19 protein-coding genes are annotated in these 17910 nt (G+C 50.8%); 18 read left to right on the top strand and 1 reads right to left on the bottom strand.

The window, feature by feature from the left end:
- Positions 1–349: 349 nt before the first annotated feature.
- Positions 350–1150, bottom strand: a complete 801-nt coding sequence (suhB, locus tag C9I98_RS12305) for an inositol-1-monophosphatase (protein ID WP_036824698.1) — start codon at positions 1148–1150, stop codon at positions 350–352.
- 240 nt (positions 1151–1390) lie between these two features.
- On the opposite strand from suhB, the gene trmJ reads away from it, so the two are divergent.
- The 18 genes from trmJ to C9I98_RS12215 all read left to right on the top strand — a co-directional run bounded on the left by trmJ (position 1391) and on the right by C9I98_RS12215 (position 17901).
- Positions 1391–2122: a tRNA (cytosine(32)/uridine(32)-2'-O)-methyltransferase TrmJ gene (trmJ, locus tag C9I98_RS12300; RefSeq protein WP_036824695.1), complete on the top strand. Its 732-nt coding sequence runs from the start codon at positions 1391–1393 to the stop codon at positions 2120–2122.
- A gap of 112 nt (positions 2123–2234) precedes the next feature.
- Entirely contained in the window at positions 2235–2741 is a 507-nt protein-coding gene (iscR, locus tag C9I98_RS12295; RefSeq protein ID WP_036824693.1) for a Fe-S cluster assembly transcriptional regulator IscR, read from the top strand.
- 31 nt (positions 2742–2772) lie between these two features.
- Positions 2773–3987, top strand: coding sequence for an IscS subfamily cysteine desulfurase (locus C9I98_RS12290; RefSeq protein ID WP_107272027.1), 1215 nt, complete (start codon positions 2773–2775; stop codon positions 3985–3987).
- A gap of 33 nt (positions 3988–4020) precedes the next feature.
- Positions 4021–4407 (top strand): Fe-S cluster assembly scaffold IscU, encoded by a 387-nt coding sequence (gene iscU, locus C9I98_RS12285; RefSeq protein WP_036816649.1) that lies wholly within the window; start codon positions 4021–4023, stop codon positions 4405–4407.
- Between the two features lie 17 nt (positions 4408–4424).
- Positions 4425–4748 (top strand): iron-sulfur cluster assembly protein IscA, encoded by a 324-nt coding sequence (iscA, locus tag C9I98_RS12280; protein WP_036816646.1) that lies wholly within the window; start codon positions 4425–4427, stop codon positions 4746–4748.
- Positions 4749–4824: 76 nt separating this feature from the next.
- Positions 4825–5340: a co-chaperone HscB gene (hscB, locus tag C9I98_RS12275; RefSeq protein WP_036816644.1), complete on the top strand. Its 516-nt coding sequence runs from the start codon at positions 4825–4827 to the stop codon at positions 5338–5340.
- Between the two features lie 42 nt (positions 5341–5382).
- Positions 5383–7236, top strand: a complete 1854-nt coding sequence (gene hscA / locus C9I98_RS12270; protein WP_036816642.1) for a Fe-S protein assembly chaperone HscA — start codon at positions 5383–5385, stop codon at positions 7234–7236.
- 2 nt (positions 7237–7238) lie between these two features.
- Positions 7239–7577, top strand: coding sequence for an ISC system 2Fe-2S type ferredoxin (gene fdx / locus C9I98_RS12265; protein WP_036816639.1), 339 nt, complete (start codon positions 7239–7241; stop codon positions 7575–7577).
- Positions 7578–7730: 153 nt separating this feature from the next.
- Positions 7731–7931 (top strand): Fe-S cluster assembly protein IscX, encoded by a 201-nt coding sequence (gene iscX, locus C9I98_RS12260; RefSeq protein WP_036816637.1) that lies wholly within the window; start codon positions 7731–7733, stop codon positions 7929–7931.
- A gap of 435 nt (positions 7932–8366) precedes the next feature.
- Entirely contained in the window at positions 8367–9659 is a 1293-nt protein-coding gene (gene pepB, locus C9I98_RS12255) for an aminopeptidase PepB (protein WP_036816636.1), read from the top strand.
- 85 nt (positions 9660–9744) lie between these two features.
- Positions 9745–11022 carry an aminopeptidase PepB gene (gene pepB, locus C9I98_RS12250; RefSeq protein WP_036816634.1) on the top strand — a complete coding sequence of 426 codons (1278 nt, stop codon included), beginning with the start codon at positions 9745–9747 and terminating at the stop codon, positions 11020–11022.
- Between the two features lie 81 nt (positions 11023–11103).
- A complete protein-coding gene (gene ndk / locus C9I98_RS12245; protein ID WP_036816632.1) occupies positions 11104–11532 on the top strand; it encodes a nucleoside-diphosphate kinase in 429 nt (142 codons plus the stop codon).
- Positions 11533–11833: 301 nt separating this feature from the next.
- Positions 11834–12955, top strand: coding sequence for a dual-specificity RNA methyltransferase RlmN (rlmN, locus tag C9I98_RS12240; RefSeq protein WP_036821891.1), 1122 nt, complete (start codon positions 11834–11836; stop codon positions 12953–12955).
- Positions 12956–13024: 69 nt separating this feature from the next.
- On the top strand, positions 13025–13783 hold the full coding sequence (gene pilW / locus C9I98_RS12235) for a type IV pilus biogenesis/stability protein PilW (protein WP_036821888.1): 759 nt from the start codon (positions 13025–13027) through the stop codon (positions 13781–13783).
- Positions 13773–14774, top strand: a complete 1002-nt coding sequence (rodZ, locus tag C9I98_RS12230) for a cytoskeleton protein RodZ (RefSeq protein WP_036821885.1) — start codon at positions 13773–13775, stop codon at positions 14772–14774. The genes pilW and rodZ overlap by 11 nt, the downstream gene beginning before the upstream one ends.
- A gap of 13 nt (positions 14775–14787) precedes the next feature.
- Positions 14788–15903 (top strand): flavodoxin-dependent (E)-4-hydroxy-3-methylbut-2-enyl-diphosphate synthase, encoded by a 1116-nt coding sequence (gene ispG / locus C9I98_RS12225; RefSeq protein WP_036821882.1) that lies wholly within the window; start codon positions 14788–14790, stop codon positions 15901–15903.
- Positions 15904–16004: 101 nt separating this feature from the next.
- Entirely contained in the window at positions 16005–17273 is a 1269-nt protein-coding gene (gene hisS / locus C9I98_RS12220) for a histidine--tRNA ligase (protein WP_107272026.1), read from the top strand.
- Between the two features lie 13 nt (positions 17274–17286).
- Complete coding sequence (locus tag C9I98_RS12215; protein WP_036828226.1) at positions 17287–17901, top strand: YfgM family protein; 615 nt, start codon at positions 17287–17289, stop codon at positions 17899–17901.
- Positions 17902–17910: the final 9 nt, after the last annotated feature.

Here is a 17910-nt window from a genome sequence, read left to right as displayed (position 1 = left end):
ATGATAAGGAATAGCTTGGTAGATTAATCTCCCCTACAGCATCTAAGTACTTTGGCCAGGAACACGCTTACCAAGCTATAAACGAATAGGCTACTAGCTAAACAGCCTACTCATGTAGATACAAGGCAGGGAGGGGTTAAACCACCAATCCCCACCGCAAGCGTTCAACAACAAGGTACCAACCCCCTTCTATTAGCTTTATCGCTCTCCCGTTTTCCACGAATAAAGGGGAAGGACTAATCTGCGTATATGGTTAGTGTTTTGGGCATTATTGATAAAGGAAGGCGGCATAAAAAAACGCCCCGGCGATCACTCGCCGGGGCGTTTAAAATTGATGAGTAATCAGTGATTACTTAGTCAGTGCTTCGCTACCGTTTTCACGGATTTTAGCAAGCATTGGCTTCACTACACGTGCGTTACCAGCAACGATGTTGCCAGTGGTTAGGTGGTTAGTGTTGCCAGTAAAGTCAGTACAGATAGCACCTGCTTCACGCGCGATCAGTTCACCTGCTGCTACTTCCCAAGGCTTAAGGCCTAGTTTGAATACGCCGTCAACACGGCCAGCGGCTAGGTAACATAGGTCTAGAGCAGCACAGCCTGACTGGCGCATATCTTCACATTCTACGAATAGAGCGCTCTGGATCTTCATGTAGCTTTCAGCGTGCTGTTTAGCAGCAAAAGGAAGGCTAGTTGCTAGAGTCGTACCAGTTAGGTTGCGAGGCTGTGAAACACGGATACGCTGGCTGTTTAGCTGAGCGCCAGAACCACGTGTTGCGGTGAATAGTTCGTTACGTGCTGGGTCGTAAACAACAGCGACTTCTGTGCGGCCACGCATGCGTAGCGCGATAGAAATAGCGAAGTGAGGGTAGCCACGTACGAAGTTTTTGGTGCCATCCACTGGGTCGATGATCCACTGACATTCTTTGTCACGGTTTTCTTTAGTACCGCTCTCAGCTGCAATGATGCAGTGCTCAGGGTAAGACTTAAGAATAGTGTCGATAATGATAGCTTCTGCTTCATGATCAACATTGGTAACAACATCAGTACCTTTGTTAGCTACTTCAATAGCTTGAGGTTTTTCTAGTGATTTAATGACATGGTCACCAGCCTTTCGTGCAGCACGAATGGCGATATTAAGCATCGGATGCATAGGATCTTCCCAACGGATGTTAAAGAACTAAAAAGCGGCGGCGAGTATATCAGAGCTGGGCCAAAAGGGAAGTGGTTATTTTTTGCCCGTTACGAATTATTGCCACTACTGTACGCAAAGCATTCGGTAAAAGGGGGAACAAGGGAATTGGTATAATGTTTTTACATGTTTTCACCTTTTTTAAAATCTCTGTGCTAAAATCTTTCGGCTTTATTGAAACTGTCGGAAATATGCGTCTCTATGTTAGATAAAATCAGTGTAGTGCTAGTTGGTACTTCTCACCCGGGCAATATCGGCTCGGCAGCCCGCGCAATGAAAGTGATGGGCCTAACCAACTTGATCTTGGTTGACCCTGCCTGTGAAATCGACGAGAAAACTTATGCCTTGGCGGCCGGTGCGGCTGATGTCGTTGAAAACGCCAAGATTGTTCCGACCCTTGATGAAGCGATTGCCGACTGCGGTTTGGTGGTAGGCTCGAGTGCGCGCTCCCGTACTTTGGAGTGGCCGCAACTCGACCCACGCGAATGTGGTATTAAGTCGATTGCCGAAGCTAACCAGCACAAAGTGGCTATCCTGTTTGGCCGTGAGCGTACCGGCCTAACCAATGAAGAGCTGCAGCGTTGCCACTGCCATGTGTATATCCCTGCCAATCCTGAGTACAGTTCACTGAACTTGGCAATGGCGGTTCAGACCGTGAGCTATGAAGTGCGTATGGCCTTCCTGGAGCAGCAAAAGCACGGCAAGACTGCAGCTGTTGAAGCATACCCACGCGTACAAGAACTAGAAATGTTCTACGAGCACCTTGAAAAAGTCACAACGCAAACCCAGTTTATAAACAAGAACCACCCGGGTATGGTGATGGCCAAACTACGCCGCCTATTTACCCGAGCGCGACCTGAAGCACAGGAGTTGAATATCCTGCGTGGTATCTTGTCTTCGGTTGAAAAGTCACTCGAATATAAAGATAAATAGACACATAATCTTTATGGCTAAAAACCTGACTAAAACAGTCAGGTAAATACTTGACCGTTTTAGTCAGGTATGCGACACTCCACCCATAAACAAACGTGGGTAGCGGTGTGTTATGAGATTGACATCAAAAGGAAGATACGCAGTCACAGCTATGCTGGATGTGGCTTTGCATTCTCAGGATGGGCCTGTGCCTCTGGCTGATATTTCAGAGCGCCAAGGTATTTCACTGTCCTATTTGGAACAACTTTTTTCTCGCCTGCGCAAGGCTGGCCTAGTGGCTAGTGTGCGTGGTCCGGGTGGTGGTTACCGCCTAGGCGAAGACGCTAATGATATCGCGGTTGGCATGGTGATTGCCGCTGTCGATGAATCGGTCGATGCAACCAAGTGTCACGGTAAAGGTGACTGTCAAGGCGGGGTTCGCTGCCTGACACACACGCTATGGCGTGACTTGAGCTCCCGTATTAGCGGCTTTTTGAACAACATCACTCTTGGTGAGTTGATGCAAGATAATGACGTACAAGAGATCTCGGAACGCCAAGATCAAGTACTAACCAAAGCGTCATTTGGACATAATAAAACACACGACAGCACCCCAATCGGTGTCGATGTTCGCTCCTAGAGACTAGACGTCCGTGTTTTCGGAGATGAAGATGAAACTGCCAATATATTTTGATTATTCTGCAACTTGCCCGGTAGACCCACGCGTTGCTGAAGCAATGATGCAATGCCTGACCATGGACGGAAACTTCGGTAACCCGGCTTCTCGTTCTCACCGCTACGGTTGGCAGGCCGAAGAAGCGGTTGATACTGCTCGTGAAAATATCGCTAACCTACTGAATGCAGACCCACGTGAGATTGTATTCACCTCAGGGGCGACAGAGTCTGACAACCTTGCAATTAAAGGTGCTGCGCACTTCTACGGTAAGAAAGGCAAGCACGTTATTACCCTGAAGACTGAGCACAAAGCTGTACTTGACCCATGTCGCCAGCTAGAGCGCGAAGGCTACGAGGTGACTTACCTTGAGCCGGAGTCAAACGGCCTGCTGGATCTTGCCAAGCTACGTGACGCGATGCGTGAAGACACGGTACTTGTGTCAATCATGCACGTGAACAATGAAATCGGTGTTATCCAAGACATCAATGCCATTGGCGAGATGTGCCGTGAGAAGAAAGTGATCTTCCACGTTGATGCCGCTCAGTCTGCAGGTAAGCTGCCAATCGATGTTCAGGAAATGAAAGTTGACCTGATCTCGCTATCGGCACACAAAATTTACGGCCCTAAGGGTATCGGCGCACTTTACGTTCGTCGTAAGCCACGTATCCGCCTTGAAGCGCAGATGCACGGTGGCGGCCATGAGCGTGGTTTCCGCTCTGGTACTCTGGCAACTCACCAAATCGTGGGTATGGGCGAAGCCTTCCGTGTGGCTAAAGAAGACATGGAAAAAGATTACCAGCATGCGCTTGCACTGCGTAACCGCCTGCTAGCCGGCCTTGAAGGCATCGAAGCGATGACCATCAACGGTGATATGGAGCAGCGTCTGCCAAACAACCTAAACATTAGCTTTGCTTTTGTTGAAGGTGAGTCGCTACTAATGGCACTGAAAGATTTGGCGGTATCGTCAGGTTCTGCATGTACATCTGCGAGCCTAGAGCCATCGTACGTACTTCGTGCACTTGGTCTAGATGATGAGTTGGCTCATAGCTCAATTCGCTTCTCTTTTGGTCGCTTCACGACGGAAGAAGAAGTAGACTATGCCGTTTCACAGATCCGTGGCGCGGTAGATAAATTACGTGATATGTCTCCGTTGTGGGATATGTACAAAGAAGGTATTGACCTGAACACGGTCGAGTGGGCACACCACTAATCCTGCGGTCATAACGTATTCGAGGAAACTGTCATGGCATATAGTGAAAAAGTTATCGATCATTACGAAAACCCGCGTAACGTGGGCTCGTTTGATAAAAATGATAAAAGCGTCGGTAGCGGCATGGTGGGTGCACCTGCTTGTGGCGACGTAATGAAGCTTCAGATCAAAGTGACTGAAGAAGGTATTATCGAAGATGCCAAGTTCAAAACGTACGGTTGTGGTTCTGCTATCGCATCCAGCTCACTGATCACCGAATGGGTGAAAGGTAAGAGCCTTGATGAAGCGGCAGCGATCAAGAACTCGGCTATTGCTGAAGAACTTGAGCTACCACCTGTAAAAGTTCACTGCTCGATTCTTGCAGAAGATGCAATCAAAGCAGCAGTAAGCGATTACAAAAAGAAACACGAAGAAAATTAATTCCTAAAGGTTGTTGTATGGCCATATCTATTACTGAAGCGGCGGCAGGTCGCGTAGCTACTTTCCTTGAAAACCGTGGTAAAGGCCTAGGCCTCCGGTTGGGCGTCCGCACTTCAGGATGTTCGGGTATGGCCTATGTACTTGAGTTTGTAGATGACCTTGAAGAAGGTGATCAGGTATTCGAAGAAAAGGGCGTTAAGATCATTGTTGATGCCAAGAGCTTGGTTTACCTAGAAGGTACGGAACTGGATTTTGCCAAAGAAGGCCTGAACGAAGGCTTCAAGTTCAATAACCCTAACGTATCCAGCGAATGTGGTTGTGGTGAGAGCTTCAACGTTTAATCGCTGTGTTTACTGAGCCTGATCACTGCCTGCTAAAGCGTAGTCATCAGGTTCAGTCTTTATAGATACAGATGCTATGAATCATTTCGAATTATTTGGGCTACCATTTCAGTTCCCGCTGGACGGTAGCCTTCTTGCAACTCAGTTCCGAGAACTACAGCGTCGCTTTCACCCTGACAACTTTGCCACCGCTTCAGAACGCGATCGTTTGATGGCCGTGCAAAAGGCTGCGCAAATCAACGATGCATTCCAAACGTTGAAGAACCCGATATCCCGTGCTGAATACATGCTATCGGAGCAGGGCCACGATATCAGGGGTGAACAAAAGACCCTTCAGGATCCAGCCTTCCTTATGCAGCAGATGGAGCTTCGAGAAGCCCTTGAAGAGATCCCTGATGCAAGCGATCCCGAGGCGGCCTTGTTTGACTTCGAACAGCAGGCCAGCGCACTGTACAAGACCCAGCTGGCTGAGCTAGAACAACTACTACTTGATGAAAGCTGGGAGAGTGCGGCGGATGCCGTGCGTAAGCTTAAGTTTATTGTTAAGCTGCGTTATGAAGTTGAGCGACTTGAAGATAGCCTGCTTGATTAACCTTTTTTCCGATCCCGGTATTAACATTCCACAGGAACGATAATGGCACTGTTACAGATTGCTGAACCCGGTCAAAGTGCTGCACCGCACCAACATAAGCTGGCGGTGGGTATTGATCTGGGTACTACTAACTCGCTCGTGGCTGCAGTTCGCAGCGGCGTCCCTGAAACGCTAAATGATGAACAAGGACGAAGCATTCTGCCGTCGGCGGTTCACTATGGCGAGACTGGCATTGTTGTTGGTCACGAAGCTCGTGCTATCGCTCAGCAAGATCCTCTGAATACCATCATTTCGGTGAAGCGAATGATGGGACGCTCTTTGGCTGACATCCAGCAACGCTACCCGCAAATGCCTTATCAGTTTTCTGCAACCGATAACGGTTTGCCGCAACTGATCACCCGCTCCGGGGAAGTTAACCCAGTTCAGGTATCGGCTGAAATCCTATCCAACCTAAACCAGCGTGCGCAAGAAACGCTGGGTGGCGAGTTGGAAGGCGTGGTGATAACGGTACCTGCGTACTTTGACGACGCACAGCGTGCCGGCACCAAAGATGCCGCGAAGCTGGCAAACCTCAATGTATTGCGCCTACTGAACGAACCAACAGCGGCTGCAATCGCGTATGGTTTGGATTCGGGCCAAGAAGGTGTGATTGCCGTTTATGACCTTGGTGGTGGTACGTTTGATATTTCTATCCTTCGCTTGTCGAAGGGAGTATTCGAAGTATTGGCGACCGGCGGTGATTCAGCCCTTGGCGGTGATGACTTCGACCACTTGCTGGCTGATTGGATTGCCGAGCAGGCTGGCATGGATACTGAGCGTACGGCGCAACAGCACCGTGCACTACAAGATGCTGCCCAGGCCGCGAAAGAGGCGCTGTCATCTGCTGACGAAACAGCGGTTGATGTGCTTGGCTGGCAGGGCTCCGTGACCCGCGATCAGTTTGAAGCACTGATTAAGCCATTGGTGAAGAAAACCTTGATGGCTTGCCGCCGCGCGCTGAAAGATGCCGATGTCACAGCAGAAGAAGTGATTGAAACCGTTATGGTTGGCGGCTCGACCCGTGTGCCTTTGGTGCGCGAGATGGTGGGCGATTACTTCGGTAAGGCACCGCTAACTTCGATTAACCCTGATCAGGTCGTTGCCATTGGTGCGGCAATTCAGGCCGATATTCTGGCGGGCAACAAGCCTGACTCAGAAATGCTGCTGCTTGACGTGATCCCGCTATCGCTGGGTATCGAAACCATGGGCGGCATGGTTGAGAAGATCATTCCGCGCAACACCACGATCCCTGTCGCTCGTGCCCAAGAGTTCACGACTTTCAAAGACGGCCAAACCGCAATGTCTGTGCATGTTGTACAGGGCGAGCGTGAAATGGTCAGCGATTGCCGCTCTTTGGCACGCTTTACCCTGCGTGGCATCCCTGCCATGGCAGCGGGCGCTGCCCATATCCGCGTGACATACCAAGTCGATGCCGATGGCCTGCTGTCTGTTACCGCGATGGAAAAGAGCAGCCAGGTACAATCTTCTATTCAGGTGAAGCCATCTTACGGCCTCACTGATGATGAAATCGCGACTATGATCCGCGATTCAATGACATTCGCCCAGGACGATAAAGACGCCCGCGCCCTTGCAGAGCAACAAGTGGAAGCGGATCGCGTGCTGGAAGGATTGATTGCAGCGCTGGCAGCAGACGGTGATACGCTGCTGACAAAAGAAGAGCGCGACGAGCTGGAAGCCGTCATGATGGAATTGGTTCAATTGCGCCAGGGTACAGACCCGCACGCGATTGAAGCCGGTATTAAGAAAACAGATAAAGCGAGCCAGGAATTTGCGTCCCGCCGAATGGATCAGTCTATTCGTCAGGCACTGGCTGGCCAGTCGATTGATGAGGTTTAGGCATGCCTAAGATTGTTGTATTACCCCATGATGAGCTTTGCCCGGAAGGGGCAGTGCTAGAAGCGCAAGAAGGCGAAACCATTCTTGACGTGGCACTGCGCAACGGTATTGGCATTGAACATGCGTGTGAAAAATCCTGTGCGTGTACCACGTGCCACTGTATCGTACGTGAAGGCTTTGACTCACTGGAAGAAAGTGACGAGCTTGAAGATGACATGCTGGACAAGGCTTGGGGCCTTGAGCCTGAGTCTCGCTTGGGATGTCAGGCAAAAGTGGCTGATGAGGATCTAGTGGTAGAAATTCCGAAGTATACACTGAACCTAGCATCAGAAAACCACTAACCGTGGTTAGCCCCGCTAGTAACTGAGACAACCGGTTACTAGCGGGTCGGCTACACTAATATGCATTCCCTTATCTTCTCTTTATACCGCCAAGCGGTGAGCTTGCAAGAAGCTAACGGAATGGATATTCACTCAACACAGAAGGAGGTTCCAATGGGCTTGAAATGGATTGATTCAAGAGAATTGGCAATCGAGCTGTCCGAGCAGCACCCTGACGTAAACCCAACCACTATTCGCTTTACCGACCTGCGAGAATGGATCCTCGAGCTGGAAGCGTTCGATGATGATCCCAACCATTGTAGCGAGCGGGTATTGGAAGCGGTCCAAATGTGCTGGATAGAAGAAGCAGACTGATCAGCGCACTGCTCCTCTGTTCACTTCGCTGTCTTATTATAGGCGCCTATCACGCTAGCCACCTACCTGCCACGGCTTGCTAAGGCACAGATTCTTCCCTTTGATCTGATCTTGCTCTTAATCTTGTTGTAAACGCCTTGTTTATTATGTTTTGGCAAGGCAAAGTATGGATAATTCTGAAAACAGGGTTATTGGCAAAATAATTAACTTTGTTTTTACCGTTCTTTCAGGGCTATTTGCCTATTATGTGTATTATCAGCTGATTGCCCCCTTGTAATACCTGATTCTGCCCCCATACCAACTGTTATGTGTGGTAACGTTATTGTCATTGGTTTGTTACCCAAATGCATTAAGACGGTACAGGGTGGTTTTCACGCTGAGACCCATTAATCGCCAGCCGTTTGCTGGTGGTTATCAAATATCAAGGAGTTATTCATGTCCGCCAAAATGAACGTTCTGCTAACTACGGAAGCTGCTGATGAGAAGTGGGGCAAAGGTGCCCTGGTGACTTTCGAAGCTGAAGGCGCTGTTGTTCACGTCAATGAAAGCGATGCGCTGGCATCGATACAGCGTGCGGGACGCAAGCTTGATAGCCAAGGGATCAAGCAGGTAGAGCTAGTTGGTGAAGGTTGGGAGCTGGAAACGATTTGGGCCTTTATTCAGGGCCACCGCAATGCTAAACCGGGCAATGATGTAAGCTGGGCGGCTTTGCCTGAAGCAGAAGAAGCGGAACTTCAAGCGCGCCTTACGGCAACCAACTGGGTTCGCGAGATCATTAACCAGTCGGCAGAAATTGTTCGTCCTTCGCAACTGGCTGCCCGTGCCGGCGAATTCATTAAATCACTGGCCCCAGAGCATGTGACTTACAAAATCATCAAGGGTAATGATTTGCTTGATGAAGGCTGGAACGGTATCCATACCGTTGGCCGTGGTTCGGAGCGCTCACCTGCGATGCTTCGCCTAGACTACAACCCAACCGGTGATGCGGATGCACCCGTGCATACTTGCTTGGTTGGTAAGGGCATTACTTTCGATTCAGGTGGCTACAGCATGAAGCCGTCTGCGGGCATGACTGCGATGAAGGCAGACATGGGTGGCTCGGCAATGGCAACCGGTGGCCTGGCGCTAGCAATCGCGCGCGGCACCAACAAGCGCATCAAGCTGATCCTTTGTTGTGCTGAAAACATGGTGTCGGGTCGTGCCTTCAAGCTGGGCGATATCATTACCTACAAGAACGGCAAAACCGTCGAGATCCTAAACACCGATGCGGAAGGCCGCTTGGTATTGGCTGACGGTCTGATTTACGCCAATGCGCAAAACCCTGAAGTGATCATCGACTGTGCCACCCTGACCGGTGCGGCGAAGAATGCACTGGGCAACGATTACCACGCGCTGTTCAGCTTCGACCACGAGTTGGCTCAGCAGGCATTGATGGCGGCGAGCGAAGAGCATGAAGGCCTATGGCCACTACCGCTTTCGGAGCACCACCGTGCGATGATGCCTTCGAACTTTGCTGATTTGGCGAATATCTCTCAAGGGGACTTTATGCCGGGCGCAAGTACGGCTGCGGCATTCCTGTCTTATTTCGTTGAAGATTACCACTCAGGTTGGATGCACATCGATGCCAGCGGTACCTACCGTAAATCGGCCAACGATAAGTGGGCTGCCGGTGCAACCGGTATGGGCGTTCGTACCCTGGCGAATATCCTGTGCGATAACGAAGAATAAGTTAGCCTTACTAAAGCAATAAAATAGAAAAGTCAGTTGCTGCCACTACGCGTTATTGGGTGGCAGCCCAAAAGGAAGAAGTATCATGATAAGGGTTTCATTATCCGATCAAGCCTATAGTGGTGTTTGGGGCGACAACGCACTGGTGGCGTTCGAGTCTGACGGTGCCGTGGTTCATTACAGCGGCGACTACCCGCTTCGTCGCATTCAGCAGGCTGCGCGTCAGCTGCAATCCCAAGGTGTGGTGGCGGCAAGCCTAGAGGGCGAAGGCTGGAGCTATGAGCGACAGTGGGCGTTTTACTGTGGCTTTGCTACCACTAAGGCAGCAGTGGAGCTGAAATGGGCATCCATTGACGAAGACGAACTGGAGCTGCTCAATGCCCGTCGCCGCAGTGCTGACTGGGTGCGCCAGGTTGTGAATGCCACGCCAGAAGATATGTATCCAGAAAAACTGGCTGATGAAGCGCTTTCTTTCCTCAATGGCATTGCTGGTGAGCACATTAGTCACGAGGTCGTTGTGGGTGAGGCGTTGGCTCAGCAGGGCTGGGCGGGTACCTACAACGTTGGCCGTGGCAGCAGCCGTCCGCCAGTCATGCTGACAGTCGATTATAACCCAACGGGCGATAGCAACGCGCCGGTTGCGGCTTGCCTGGTAGGCAAGGGGATCACCTTTGACTCGGGCGGTTATAGCATCAAGCCAAGCGCAAGCATGGTGACCATGAAGTGCGATATGGGCGGTGCCGCTACGGTGACTGCGGCGTTGGGTTATGCCATCGAGCAAGGATTGCGCCAGCGTGTGAAGCTGATCTTGTGCTGCGCAGAGAACATGATTGCCGGTAATGCCTATAAGCTGGGTGATGTGTTAACGTATAAAAATGGCCTGACAGTTGAAATCGTCAATACCGATGCCGAGGGGCGACTGGTATTGGCCGATGGCTTGATTGCTGCCTCTGAAACCAAAGCGCCGCTGATCATCAATGCCGCGACCCTAACCGGTGCCGCAATGATGGCCGTTGGCCCGGATTACAATGCCTTGTTTGGTTTCGACAAAGAGCTACTCATGAAGGCGCAGCAACTGTCAGACTTGGTGAATGAGCCGGCTTGGCCATTACCGCTAGAAAAATGGCACCAGTCAAACTGCCCATCTTACTATGCTGACACGGCCAACAGCCGTGCGCAGAAAGGCGGTGGCATGGGCGGGGCATCGAATGCCGCGGCATTCCTGTCACGTTTTGTTGATACCGACAACAGTAGCTGGGTGCACTTTGATTTGGCTTCCTGCTTCCGCGATAGTGCCGATAGCCGTTGGTCTGCGGGGGCAACCGGGCTAGGTGTAGCCAATATTGCAGCATTGCTGCTTTAGCAATAAGCCTAAGGGAGGCGGCAGGCAAGACACCGGTGTACTGTCGCCGAATAAATTAGATTCAAAAGGGAAACTATAATAATGACAATTGAAAGAACATTCTCAATCGTAAAGCCAGACGCAGTGAAGCGTAACCTTATTGGTGCTATCTACCAGCGCATCGAAAGTGCTGGGCTAAAAGTGGTCGCAGCCAAGATGATCCACATGGATGCCGACAAAGCGAAGGGCTTTTATGCCGAGCATGAAGGCAAGCCGTTCTTCGAAGACCTAGTGGCATTCATGACCTCGGGGCCTGTTATGGTTCAGGTGCTTGAAGGGGAAAATGCCGTAGTCCGTTACCGCGAGCTAATGGGCAAGACCAATCCGGAAGACGCTGCCTGCGGAACACTTCGCGCCGACTTCGCTCTGAGCATGCGCCATAACTCGGTACACGGTGCAGATAGCCCTGCGTCGGCTGAGCGCGAAATTGCCTACTTCTTTGCCAGCGACGAGCTTTGCCCGCGCGACTAGCCCTTTGCGGCGGTATAAATCACGCCGGGCAAGCAGCCAGATAAGTAGATAGGTAAAGATAGATAAACGAACGGGGAGCCTTGGCTTCCCGTTTTTTGTACCCCTTGGGCGAAAAGGGCTCGAGGACTTTAACGGCTGGAAAGTCGCGGGCAAAGCCTGTACAATTTCGCGCCTTAAAACCAAACTGAAATTCAGGTGCTACTAACCTGCATATTCAGTACAAGGTCCTGTCGTGTGCCATCAATCAATGGCATGCCCAAGGCACAGATAACGTCACGTAATTTTAAAGAGGCAACACCCGATGACAACTGTAAAAACTAATCTGCTGGATTTTGATCGCAAAGGCCTGCGTAAGTATTTTGCTGAAGAGCTAGGCGAGAAAGCATTTCGTGCCGATCAAATCATGAAGTGGATGTACCATTTCGGTTGTGATGACTTCGACCAGATGACTAACATCAACAAGAAGTTACGTGAAAAACTAAAGCAAGTGGCTGAAATTCGCGCCCCTTACGTATCGGAAGCCCAGCATTCGTCAGATGGTACGATTAAGTGGGCGATGCGCGTAGGCGATCAGGATGTTGAAACGGTTTATATCCCAGATGATGATCGTGCGACCTTATGTGTCTCTTCCCAGGTAGGTTGTGCATTGGAGTGTAAGTTCTGCTCGACGGCTCAGCAGGGTTTCAACCGCAACTTGCGTGTTTCTGAAATCATCGGTCAGGTTTGGCGTGCAGCCAAAGAGATCGGTGTTGAGAAAGAAACTGGCCGCCGCCCAATTACCAACGTAGTAATGATGGGGATGGGCGAGCCGCTACTGAACATGAAGAACCTGATCCCGGCATTGGAAATCATGTTGGACGATCTTGGTTTCGGCTTGTCGAAGCGCCGTGTCACGGTCTCGACCTCGGGCGTGGTGTCCGGCCTTGACCAGATGACAGGCAACATTGATGTTGCGCTGGCTATCTCATTGCACGCGCCAACCGACGAGCTGCGCTCTGAAATTATGCCAATCAACGATCGCTGGGATATCGATGACTTCCTGGCCTCGGTACGTCGCTACATTGCATCGTCGAATGCCAACCGTGGTCGCGTTACCGTCGAGTATATCTTGCTGGATCATGTTAATGATGGCATGGAGCATGCCCGCCAGCTGGCTGAAACCCTGAAAGATACCCCGGCCAAGGTGAACCTGATCCCGTTCAACCCGTACCCGGGCTCGCCATACAAAAAACCAAGCAATTCCCGTATCGATCGTTTCATGAAAACCTTGATGGAGTACGACTTTACGGTAACCGTTCGTAAGACGCGTGGCGATGATATCGATGCGGCATGCGGACAATTGGTCGGCGATGTGATTGACCGCACGAAACGCACCCAAGCAAAACAGCACAACGGTGAACAAATCCCGGTAAAATCAGTCTAAAAGATTGGTTTCCCGGCCAGTTTTCTAAAATTGGCCGGGCATTGATATGGATATTGATGCGGGGCAATTATGGTGCGGTGGACGATGTACCCATTATTGTGTAGTTTAATGGTCGGTTGTGTTACCGTCGATGAAGCAGGCAATAAGCAACAAACGGTTGATAAAGTCGAGGCTGCTGAAGCAAGGATTTCCCTGGGGCTAAGCTACCTAGAGAACGGTCAGTGGCAGCGCGCCCGTGATAATTTGGAACTGGCATTGGAGTATGCGCCGAAATATTATCGGGCACAGAACGCAATGGCCTATTATTATCAAAGGGTTGATGAACCGGAAGCGGCCGAGGCCATTTACCGTCAGGCCCTTCGCGATTCACCGAAAAACGGTGATGTGCAAAATAATTATGGTGTATTCTTGTGTAGCCAAGCACGCTACGACGAAGCCATTAGCGCTTTCGAGAAAGCCATTAAGCAACCCTATTATTATTTGACTTCGGCGAGTTACGAAAATGCGGCGCTGTGCAGCTTGAAAGCGGGCACCAAGGTGGAAGCGAGAGCCTACTTTGAAAAAGCGTTGTCCTATGATCCGTATCGGCCGAAATCCATGTTGCAACTGGCCCAGCTGGAGGTTGAAGAGAGCAACCTCAAAGAGGCGCGTGCCATGTTGTTTAAATTTAATAAGAGGTTCGGGTACAAGGCAGACAGTCTTTGGCTGTTGATCCAGTTGGAAACGCTGTCCGGTCAGCGAAGCCAAGCCGACAAATATGCCGCTCTGCTTAAAGAGCAGTTCCCAAACTCAAAGCAATATCAAAAATACCTAGCCAATGAATACTGAACAGAACGAAGAACGATCAACAGAAGACGTCATTCTTCCAGGGGATATGCTGCGTCAGGCTCGTGAAAAATTAGGCTATTCGCAGAAGGATGTTGCCAGCCGATTGAGGCTTCGCCTCTCGGTGGTGAATGATATCGAGCAAAACAATTTTGAAGAAGCGCAACTGGCCACTTTTACCCGTGGTTACGTGCGCTCCTACGCCAAGTTTGTCGGCCTAGATGAAGCCGAAGTACTGGCAAAACTTGACCACTTTGGCCATGCCCAACCACAAGAACAAGAAATGCAAAGCTTTTCACGTCGCACGAAGCGCGAAGCACATGATAGCCGTATCATGCGCCTGACGTGGGCACTGGCGGCATTGTTTATCGGTTTGACCGGCGTGTGGTGGTGGCAGAGCTTGCAAGTATCGCCGGATACCGAGCTGGCAAACAGTGCGGGCACCCAGCAAGCCCAGCCGTTGGACGAGTCGTTGGCAACGGGCGTAACCGAAACGACATCAGATGTTGTTACGGTACTGGAAGCAAACCCGTCGGAAGAAGCGAGCGTGGTTTCGACCTTAACCACAGACGATGTTGAGCCTGTGGTGACTGCTGAGGTGCAAGAGCCAACGGCAAGCTTTGAAGACAGCTTTACTGAAGAAGCGCCAGTTGACGAGTTTACCGCTAGCGATGACGTCGACAGTGCCGATAGCCTGGCGGGTGAGCAACTCGCTGGTGTGATCAGCGAAGAAGAAAGCGAAGCTGTGGTTGTCGAGTCTGCCCTTGAGCTGAGCTTCAGTGGCGATTGCTGGATCGACATCCGTGATGCGAACGGTAAGCGCCTGGATACCGGTATCAAGAAAGCCGGTGATGTATTGAAACTGGATGGCAATGAGCCGTTCAGGGTAGTGCTGGGTGCGCCTGGCGTGGTTACAATGAGTTATAAAGGTGAGCCGGTTGATCTTAGCGGCTACCCTGCAGGTAAAGTTGCGCGATTGAAACTGCCGCAATAATAGAGTGAATGTAATGCATAACGAATCTCCAATTATCCGCCGTCAATCTACCCGCATTTATGTCGGTGATGTGCCAATCGGTGACGGTGCGCCTATCGCAGTTCAGTCGATGACCAATACCCGTACCACCGATGTTGAGGCAACGGTGGCACAGATCAAAGCGCTGGAAAACGTGGGTGCTGATATTGTTCGTGTATCCGTACCGACGATGGACGCGGCAGAAGCGTTCAAGCAGATCAAGCAGCAGGTGAATATCCCGCTGGTGGCTGATATCCACTTCGATTACCGTATCGCACTTAAGGTGGCCGAGTACGGTGTTGATTGTTTGCGTATTAACCCGGGTAATATCGGCCGCGAAGACCGCATCCGTGCCGTGGTTGATTGCGCCCGCGACAAGAACATCCCGATCCGTATCGGGGTGAACGGTGGTTCGCTAGAGAAAGATATCCAGCAGAAATACGGTGAGCCAACGCCGGATGCCTTGGTTGAGTCGGCGATGCGCCATGTCGATATTCTGGACCGCCTTAACTTTGACCAGTTCAAAGTGAGCGTAAAGGCGTCAGATGTGTTCTTGGCCGTTGAGTCGTACCGTAAGCTGGCGCAGCAAATCAAGCAGCCGTTGCACCTGGGGATCACCGAAGCAGGTGGTGCCCGTGCTGGTGCGGTGAAGTCTGCTGTTGGCCTGGGTATGCTGCTAGCCGAAGGTATCGGTGATACTTTGCGTGTGTCTTTGGCAGCCGACCCGGTCGAAGAAATCAAAGTGGGCTTTGATATCTTGAAGTCATTGCGCATCCGCTCCCGCGGTATTAACTTCATTGCCTGCCCAACCTGCTCGCGTCAAGAGTTTGATGTCATTGGCACCGTCAATGAGCTCGAGCAGCGCTTGGAAGATATTACAGTTCCAATGGATGTCTCTGTGATTGGTTGCGTGGTCAATGGCCCGGGCGAAGCGGAAGTGTCGCACCTGGGTATTGCCGGCGGCAACCGCAAGAGCGCATTCTACGAAGACGGTACACGTCAGAAAGAGCGTTTCGATAACGACAATGTTATCGACCAGCTCGAAGCGAAAATCCGCGCTAAAGCAACAATGCTAGATACCAACAACCGCATTGATGTGACAGAAAAATAACGAAATATCAGTGAATCACCCCTGAATACTTGGGGTGGTTCACTATTTGCGTTATAACCTATATATTCAACTCCATTCCCCATCGGTTAACGAGAATAAACGTGGCGAAACAAATTCAAGCAATTCGAGGCATGAACGACTGCCTACCAACGCAATCTCCGCTTTGGCAAAAAGTGGAAGGTACCATTAAACAAGTAGTAAGCGCTTACGGCTACAGCGAAGTCCGTATGCCAATCGTTGAATCAACGCATTTGTTTAGTCGGGCAATCGGTGAAGTGACTGATGTTGTTGAAAAGGAAATGTATACATTCGACGACCGTAATGGCGATAGCCTAACGCTACGCCCTGAAGGTACTGCAGGCTGTGTGCGTGCGGGGATCCAGAACGGTTTGCTATACAACCAGGAACAGCGCCTATGGTACACAGGTCCGATGTTCCGCCATGAGCGCCCGCAAAAAGGCCGCTACCGCCAGTTCCACCAGTTTGGTGTTGAAGTGTTTGGCCTTAATGGCCCTGATGTTGACGCCGAGCTGATCATGATGACAGCGCGTATGTGGCGCCAGCTGGGTATTCACCAGCATGTTCGCCTAGAGCTGAACTCAATTGGTTCGCTAGAAGCGCGTGCTAACTACCGTGAAGCCTTGATTGCTTTCCTTGAGCAGCACATCGACGTGCTTGACGAAGATTGTAAGCGTCGTATGCACACTAACCCGCTACGTGTTCTTGATACCAAAAACGCAGCAGTACAAGAAATTTTGGTAGATGCGCCTAAGCTTTCAGAGTACTTGGATGAAGAATCTACCCAACATTTTGCTGGTTTATGTGAACTATTAGACGCTGCGGGCATCGAATACCAAGTAAATGAACGTCTTGTTCGTGGTTTGGATTATTATAACCGCACTGTTTTTGAGTGGATCACCGAAAGCTTGGGTGCTCAGGGTACGATTTGTGGCGGCGGTCGCTACGATGGCCTGGTTGAGCAACTTGGTGGAAAGGCAACGCCTGCTGTAGGTTTTGCCATGGGTCTAGAGCGCTTGGTTCTGATGATGGAAACCCTAGAGCTTGCTGATGTACGTCGTCCAGTTGACGTTTACATGGTAACGGCGGGTGAAGGTACCATGCTAGCTGGTATGAAACTGGCTGAGAAACTGCGTGAAGAAGTATCTGGCCTACGCGTGATGAGCCACTTCGGTGGTGGCAACTTCAAGAAACAGTTCAAGCGTGCCGATAACGTAGGTGCGGCTATTGCGCTGGTATTGGGCGAGAACGAAATCGCTGAAAATACCGTGGTAGTGAAAGATCTTCGTGGCGGTGATCAAACCACAATGTCACAAGACGATGTAGCAGCGAAACTCGCTGAATTGATTTAAGAGAGGACAGGAAGTGGACGGCAATATCACAGAAGAACAACAAGTAGAACAGATTAAGGCTTGGTGGAAAGAAAACGGCAAAGCCATTGTTCTTGGTGCTGTGATTGGTCTGGGCGGTTTGGCTGGCTGGCGTTACTATCAAGCCGAAGTCCAGTCTGCTAAGGAACAGGCATCAGATGCGTATACCCAAGTAATTAATCGCCTTGAAAGCGGCAGCGACAGTGCTGTTGCCGATGTGCAGGCGTTTATTGCTGCCCATGAAAGTAGCCAATACTCGGTGTTGGCAGCGCTTCAGCTTGCAAAAGCACAGGTTGCCAACGGCGATCTTGATGCTGCTGCCGAGCAGTTGAGCTGGGCAATTGGTAACACCAAAGATGAAGCGATTCTTCCTGTCGCTCAAACGCGTCTGGCACGCATTTATGCTGAACAGCAGTCGTTTGACCAAGCACTGGCTGAGCTGGATAAAGTGACTGCGCAAAGCTGGCAAGCGAAAGTATCTGAACTTCGCGGTGATGTGTTGTTGCAAAAAGGCGACACTGTTGCTGCACGCGAAGCCTACGTGGCTGCACAGCAGCTAGCGGGTGCTTCTCCGGCGCTTCAGATCAAGCTTGACGATCTAGCACAGTAAGGTTTGAGC

This window comes from Photobacterium sanctipauli (assembly GCF_003026495.1).
GTDB classification, from domain to species: domain Bacteria; phylum Pseudomonadota; class Gammaproteobacteria; order Enterobacterales; family Vibrionaceae; genus Photobacterium; species Photobacterium sanctipauli.
This window is presented reverse-complemented; position numbering and strand designations above follow the sequence as displayed.

Bases quoted from the DNA above. Each gene is read 5' to 3' on its own strand.
- suhB (WP_036824698.1), bottom strand. From the start codon at position 1,150: ATGCATCCGATGCTTAATATCGCCATTCGTGCTGCACGAAAGGCTGGT.
- trmJ (WP_036824695.1), top strand. From the start codon at position 1,391: ATGTTAGATAAAATCAGTGTAGTGCTAGTTGGTACTTCTCACCCGGGC.
- iscR (WP_036824693.1), top strand. From the start codon at position 2,235: ATGAGATTGACATCAAAAGGAAGATACGCAGTCACAGCTATGCTGGAT.
- C9I98_RS12290 (WP_107272027.1), top strand. From the start codon at position 2,773: ATGAAACTGCCAATATATTTTGATTATTCTGCAACTTGCCCGGTAGAC.
- iscU (WP_036816649.1), top strand. From the start codon at position 4,021: ATGGCATATAGTGAAAAAGTTATCGATCATTACGAAAACCCGCGTAAC.
- iscA (WP_036816646.1), top strand. From the start codon at position 4,425: ATGGCCATATCTATTACTGAAGCGGCGGCAGGTCGCGTAGCTACTTTC.
- hscB (WP_036816644.1), top strand. From the start codon at position 4,825: ATGAATCATTTCGAATTATTTGGGCTACCATTTCAGTTCCCGCTGGAC.
- hscA (WP_036816642.1), top strand. From the start codon at position 5,383: ATGGCACTGTTACAGATTGCTGAACCCGGTCAAAGTGCTGCACCGCAC.
- fdx (WP_036816639.1), top strand. From the start codon at position 7,239: ATGCCTAAGATTGTTGTATTACCCCATGATGAGCTTTGCCCGGAAGGG.
- iscX (WP_036816637.1), top strand. From the start codon at position 7,731: ATGGGCTTGAAATGGATTGATTCAAGAGAATTGGCAATCGAGCTGTCC.
- pepB (WP_036816636.1), top strand. From the start codon at position 8,367: ATGTCCGCCAAAATGAACGTTCTGCTAACTACGGAAGCTGCTGATGAG.
- pepB (WP_036816634.1), top strand. From the start codon at position 9,745: ATGATAAGGGTTTCATTATCCGATCAAGCCTATAGTGGTGTTTGGGGC.
- ndk (WP_036816632.1), top strand. From the start codon at position 11,104: ATGACAATTGAAAGAACATTCTCAATCGTAAAGCCAGACGCAGTGAAG.
- rlmN (WP_036821891.1), top strand. From the start codon at position 11,834: ATGACAACTGTAAAAACTAATCTGCTGGATTTTGATCGCAAAGGCCTG.
- pilW (WP_036821888.1), top strand. From the start codon at position 13,025: ATGGTGCGGTGGACGATGTACCCATTATTGTGTAGTTTAATGGTCGGT.
- rodZ (WP_036821885.1), top strand. From the start codon at position 13,773: ATGAATACTGAACAGAACGAAGAACGATCAACAGAAGACGTCATTCTT.
- ispG (WP_036821882.1), top strand. From the start codon at position 14,788: ATGCATAACGAATCTCCAATTATCCGCCGTCAATCTACCCGCATTTAT.